Origin of the sequence: Variovorax boronicumulans NBRC 103145 (genome assembly GCF_001591345.1) — a bacterium.
Classification (GTDB): Bacteria; Pseudomonadota; Gammaproteobacteria; order Burkholderiales; family Burkholderiaceae_C; genus Variovorax; species Variovorax boronicumulans.
Map to the genome: position 1 here is coordinate 1 of NZ_BCUS01000216.1, position 4,705 is coordinate 4,705.

At 70.3% G+C, this 4,705-nt stretch carries 6 protein-coding genes; 4 read left to right on the forward strand and 2 right to left on the reverse strand.

The genetic code is table 11. The features are described from left to right. The first annotated feature begins 1 nt into the window (after position 1). From VBO01S_RS30790 to map, 4 genes are all read left to right on the forward strand, one after another. A complete protein-coding gene (locus VBO01S_RS30790; RefSeq protein WP_082818354.1) occupies positions 2–949 on the forward strand; it encodes a Bug family tripartite tricarboxylate transporter substrate binding protein in 948 nt (315 codons plus the stop codon). Positions 950–964: 15 nt separating this feature from the next. Continuing rightward, positions 965–1,369 carry a DUF6194 family protein gene (locus VBO01S_RS30795; RefSeq protein WP_062482849.1) on the forward strand — a complete coding sequence of 135 codons (405 nt, stop codon included), beginning with the start codon at positions 965–967 and terminating at the stop codon, positions 1,367–1,369. Positions 1,370–1,436: 67 nt separating this feature from the next. Beyond that, a complete protein-coding gene (locus VBO01S_RS30800; protein WP_062482851.1) occupies positions 1,437–1,697 on the forward strand; it encodes a ParD-like family protein in 261 nt (86 codons plus the stop codon). Next, the gene (gene map, locus VBO01S_RS30805) at positions 1,697–2,488 is read left to right on the forward strand and encodes a type I methionyl aminopeptidase (RefSeq protein ID WP_062482853.1); all 792 of its coding nucleotides are present in this window, start codon (positions 1,697–1,699) and stop codon (positions 2,486–2,488) included. The genes VBO01S_RS30800 and map overlap by 1 nt, the downstream gene beginning before the upstream one ends. 34 nt (positions 2,489–2,522) lie before the next feature. Here the strand turns inward: map and VBO01S_RS30810 are convergent, their stop codons facing one another. Both VBO01S_RS30810 and VBO01S_RS30815 read right to left on the reverse strand, forming a co-directional pair. Then, on the reverse strand, positions 2,523–3,497 hold the full coding sequence (locus VBO01S_RS30810) for a Csu type fimbrial protein (protein WP_082818355.1): 975 nt from the start codon (positions 3,495–3,497) through the stop codon (positions 2,523–2,525). Continuing rightward, positions 3,485–4,705, reverse strand: a 1,221-nt coding sequence (locus tag VBO01S_RS30815) for a fimbria/pilus outer membrane usher protein (protein ID WP_157627534.1), incomplete at its 5' end; no start/stop codon positions are given. The genes VBO01S_RS30810 and VBO01S_RS30815, both read right to left, overlap by 13 nt.

A 4,705-nucleotide genomic window follows, 5' to 3' on the forward strand; every position in this document is an offset into this window, starting at 1 on the left:
GCTGCAGGCGACGGCGGCAGCGGGCGACGCGTCCGAAGGCCCGGCGGAATGCGTGATTCCCGCCAAGGCCGGCGGCGGCTTCGCGTTGACCTGTGCCCTGGCGCGCGATGCGCTGCAGGCCGTGCGCCCCGCGCGCACGCCGCTCGCGCAGCGCTATCTGCCGGGCGGCATCGGCGCGGTGGCCTTCGACCGCATCGCGAGCGGCCAGCTCGGCGGGCCGGGCACGCTGGTCGCGTTCTCGAGCGGCTCGCTGCTCAACCTCGCGCAGGGCCGCTTCGGGCCGCACCCGCCCTCGGCCGTGCGCTGGATCGCCACGCTGGGCACCGACTACGGCGTGGTCGCCGTGCACCGCGACTCGCCCTACCGCCGCCTGCAGGACCTGATCGCCGCGCTGCGCCAGGACCCGTCGCGCGTGGTCTTCGGCGCGGGCGGTACGGTCGGCAGCCAGGACTGGGTGAAGGCCGCGCTGCTGGTGCGCGCGGCCGGCGGCGCACCGAAGGCGATGCGCTTCGTGTCCTTCGAAGGCGGCGGCGATGCGCTGGGCGCGCTGCAGGGCAAGCACGTCGATGCGTTCCCGGGCGACGCCGCCGAGGCGCTGCAGGCCATCGCCGGCGGTGCGCCGCTGCGCCTGCTCGCGGTGCTGTCCGAAGCGCGGCTGGGCGGTGCGCTCACGGGCGTGCCCACCGCGCGCGAGCAAGGCGCGGACATCGTCTGGCCGACCGTGCGCGGCGTCTACCTGAGCGCCAACGTGCCCGACGCCGCCGTGCGCGCCTGGACCGCAGCCTTCGCCGAGGCCACCGCCGCGCCGGGCTACGCGGCCCTGCGCGAACGGCACGGCCTTTATCCTTTCGCGCTCACCGGCGCCGCACTCGACGACTACGTGCAGGCGCGCATCAAGGCCTACCAGGCACTGGCCGACGAGCTCGGCCTGCGGCGCTGGAAGCCTTGACCTCATCCAATCTCCATGACCGAAGACGACATCACCCAACACCTCATCGACATGCTCGGCGGCGGCCATTTCGAAGTGGCCGACGACAACACCTTCTTCTTCCACGGCGCGGACAACAAGTTCCCCTTCGCCACGATCGTGACGAAGGACAACGACTTCGACAGCGCCTCGAAGCTGAACCGGCCCGGCGTGTTCCGCCTCAACGTCGGCGTGGGCAAGGAAAGCTTTCGCGCGCTGCTCGGCGAGCAGCCGCCAGTCGACATCGACTACACCGCGCTCGACCGGCTGATGCCGCACCCGGTGTACGCCAAGATGCACTGGGTGAGCGTGATCAACCCGAGCGCCGCGACCTTCGAGACCGTGAAGCCGCTCTTGGTGGAAGCGCGCAACCTGCTGATCGCGCGGGACAAGAGCGCGTAGACCGGCCCCCAACACCCGACCACATGAAACGCATACAATCCATATACGTTTCATACAGAGGTGGCCCATGGGCATCGTCAAGATTTCAGACCTGATGCACGAGAACCTGCGCGTGGCGGGCAACGCCCTCAGCCGGTCGATCAATGCGCAGGCAGAGCACTGGATGCGGGTCGGCATGCTGACCGAGATGCATCCCGACCTCGACTACCGGGAGGTCTGCCAGCTGCTGATCCAGGCCGAGCTTTCAGGCGGGCTGGACATTGCCGCGACAGTCACTGCGGCGCCACCGGGCAAGCCCCGCGCCCCCGCGAACGGCAAGCAGCACTGATGGCACACGACGTTCCACTCAAGTCCGCCGAAGAGCTGGTGATGGCGCGGCGCGCCGCACAGCTGGCCGCCGAGGTCCTGGCGATGATCGAGCCCCACGTCGTGCCCGGCGTGAGCACCGAAGCGCTCGATCGCCTCTGCCACGAACACATCGTGAAGGTGCAGGGCGCCATTCCCGCCAACGCGGGCTACCTGGGCTATCCGAAGACCATCCTCACCTCGGTGAACCAGGTCGTGTGCCACGGCATCCCCTCGCCCGACAAGATCCTGAAGGCGGGCGACATCGTCAACATCGACGTCGCCGTCAACAAGGACGGCTGGTTCGGCGACACCAGCCGCATGTTCTTCGTCGGTGCGCCCAGCGTGCTGGCGCGCCGGCTGGTGGAGACGACCTACGAAGCCCTGTGCGCCGGCATCCGCCAGGTGAAGCCCGGCGCGACGCTGGGCGACGTGGGCCACGCCATCCAGTCGGTCGCACAGCGCGAGCACTTCAGCGTGGTGCGCGAATACTGCGGGCACGGCATCGGCCGCATCTACCACGACGAACCGCAGGTGCTGCACTTCGGGCGGCGCGGAGCGGGCCTGGTGCTCGAGCCGGGCATGGTCTTCACCATCGAGCCGATGCTCAACGCGGGCCGCGCCGAAACGAAGCAGCTGGCCGACGGCTGGACCGTCGTGACCAAGGACCGCTCGCTGTCCGCGCAGTGGGAGCACATGGTGGCGGTCACGGCCGACGGCTACGAGGTGCTGACGGCCTGGCCGGACGGCACGGGGACTTACGCGCCGATCTGATGCGCAGCCCGGCTCCCGGGGCGATGGCGATTCTTCAGTAGGTCACGGTGACCGTGATCGTGTCGCTGTAGCTGCCCGGCGTCACATTGGTCTGGGCCGGCACCCGCCCATAGACCGGAATGCTGCTGCCGGGATTGCCGCTGCCGTCGACCGTGTCCGTGCCGACGGTGTTGCCCCAGCGCAGCGAACGCGCGGCATCGCGGTACAGCTCGTACTGGATGTAGTCACCGGTGCCGCCCGCCATGCGCCGCTGCGTCCCTGCCACGTTCACGCCATTGCTCAGTCCCACCTTCCAGGCGGTGCTGGGCGGGCAGGCCATCGTGATGGCGGCCGTGCCGTTGACCGCGGCGCTCAGCGAGCTGGCACTGCCGAAGTCCAGGTCGGTGGCAGCCACGCTGACGGTGCAGGCGTTGGAATAGAGGGCCGTGACCTGCGTATAGAAGTTCGTCCTGCCGACGTACTTGGCCGAACTCGCGGTGCAGCTGTCGGGCGCGTTGCCGCTCTTCATGCCCCAGACGACCTCGGAGTTGTAGATGTTGGCCTGGTAGCTGCCCGCCGCCAGCGATTGCCCGGACGGCACACGACCGTACAGCGGGATGTTCAACGCGACGTTGCCGCCGCTGGCCGGCAGCACGAAGGTTCCACCCGCGCTGGCGTAGGTGCCACCGCCCGGCGGCGGGCCGACGATGCCGCTGCGGGCCGCGTCGGCATAGATGTTGTAGGCCATCTGCGAACCGTTCCAGTTGGTCATGTAGCGCGGGGCGTAGCCGGCGATCTCGTTGCCCTGGGAGACGTACACGCAGTAGCTCAAGTACATGGTCTGGCCGGTGTCGTTCTGGCAGGCGAAGCCGACCGTGGCGGTGGTGTCCGTCGCCGCCGACGCCGTCACGGTGCCGAAGGCGAAGCTGGGCTGGCTGGCGACCCAGCAGCTCGGGTCGGCATGCGCCGCGCCCATGCCCAGCAGGCATGAGAAGGCCAGCGCCAGTTTCACGAATCTCAACGTCCACATGTCAACCGCTCTTTCTGCAAACCACCGCCCTCGGGACGCCGCCAGTCGAACTGTGCCCGGCACACCGTGCCGTCGGGCGTGCGCACGGCCAGCGTGTTGCGCACGTCGAGCGTGTCCAGGTACACCCAGCCGTCGTAGCCCACCACCGCGCCACCGCCCTCCTGCCCGTTCACCTGCACGCGGCTGCCCAGCGGCAAGGGCTGGCCCTGCGCGTCCGTCAGTGCCACGTGGGCGGCCCGCACGGGCGTGATGCCGAAATGCGCCCGCGCGCCCGACCGGCCGGCGGGCGTGATGAGGCTCTCGGCGCGTTCGATGCGCACGTCGGCGGGCAGGTCCATCGGGTCGATCGCCAGCTTGTTGTTCTGGTAGGCGTTCACCGGCACGACCAGCAGCAGTCCGCTCGCATTGGTCTGCCCCACCGGTCGATTCTCGAGCTTCACGGGCACGCCGGCCACGCCGTCGGTGTCCACCACCGCAAAGGCGTCGTCGATGCGCCGCGCGGCCAGCACCCCGCCGCCCATCAACACCAGCGCACCGCTGGCGCCGGCATAGGCGTAGCGGCTGGCACGGCCGCCGCCCATCTCGCTCACGCCGGCCTGCACGCGGCCGTAGGGACCCAGGTAGTTGATTTCGGCCTGTCCGCCGGTCGTGCCGCCGCCCGTGCGCGCGGTGGCGCGCCAGCCCCAGCCGCCGTCGCCGAGGGGGGAGTGCTGCGCGCTGACGGTGCCCACGGTGCCCTGGTCGCCGCTGCGCTGCACGCCGGCGCTCACGCTGGTCTGCGCGTCCCACGACCAGCTCAGGCCGACGAAGATGCCGCGGTCGCTGCGCTTGTCCAGGTTCTGGTTCATGCCCACCGAGACCGAGGTCGTGCGCCCGATCGAACGGAACCAGTTCACGCTGGCGTAGCGCGACGCGTTCTGCCCCACCGGGCGCAGGTAGAGGTAGCTGACGCTGACGTTGCCCAGGCTGCCCATGTCGTAGCCCACGCTCGCGCTGGCGCTGCCCTTGGCCGGGGCCGCGCCGTAGGCCGTGGCCACGTCGCGGTAGTCGCCCTGCGTGCGGCTGCCATTCAGGCCCACCGACAGGCGCTCCTGCCGCCACAGGTAGCCCAGGCTGGTCTGCGTGCCGCTGCGGCTGCCGCCCGGGGTGTCAGCGTCGTGCCGGCTGCCCGCCAGCGCCGCCGACAGCGTGCCCGCGGCGCCCAGTTG

Excerpts from the sequence above, each read along its gene's own strand:
- VBO01S_RS30795 (WP_062482849.1), top strand. The coding sequence starts at position 965 with ATGACCGAAGACGACATCACCCAACACCTCATCGACATGCTCGGCGGC.
- VBO01S_RS30800 (WP_062482851.1), top strand. The coding sequence starts at position 1,437 with ATGGGCATCGTCAAGATTTCAGACCTGATGCACGAGAACCTGCGCGTG.
- map (WP_062482853.1), top strand. The coding sequence starts at position 1,697 with ATGGCACACGACGTTCCACTCAAGTCCGCCGAAGAGCTGGTGATGGCG.
- VBO01S_RS30810 (WP_082818355.1), bottom strand. The coding sequence starts at position 3,497 with ATGTGGACGTTGAGATTCGTGAAACTGGCGCTGGCCTTCTCATGCCTG.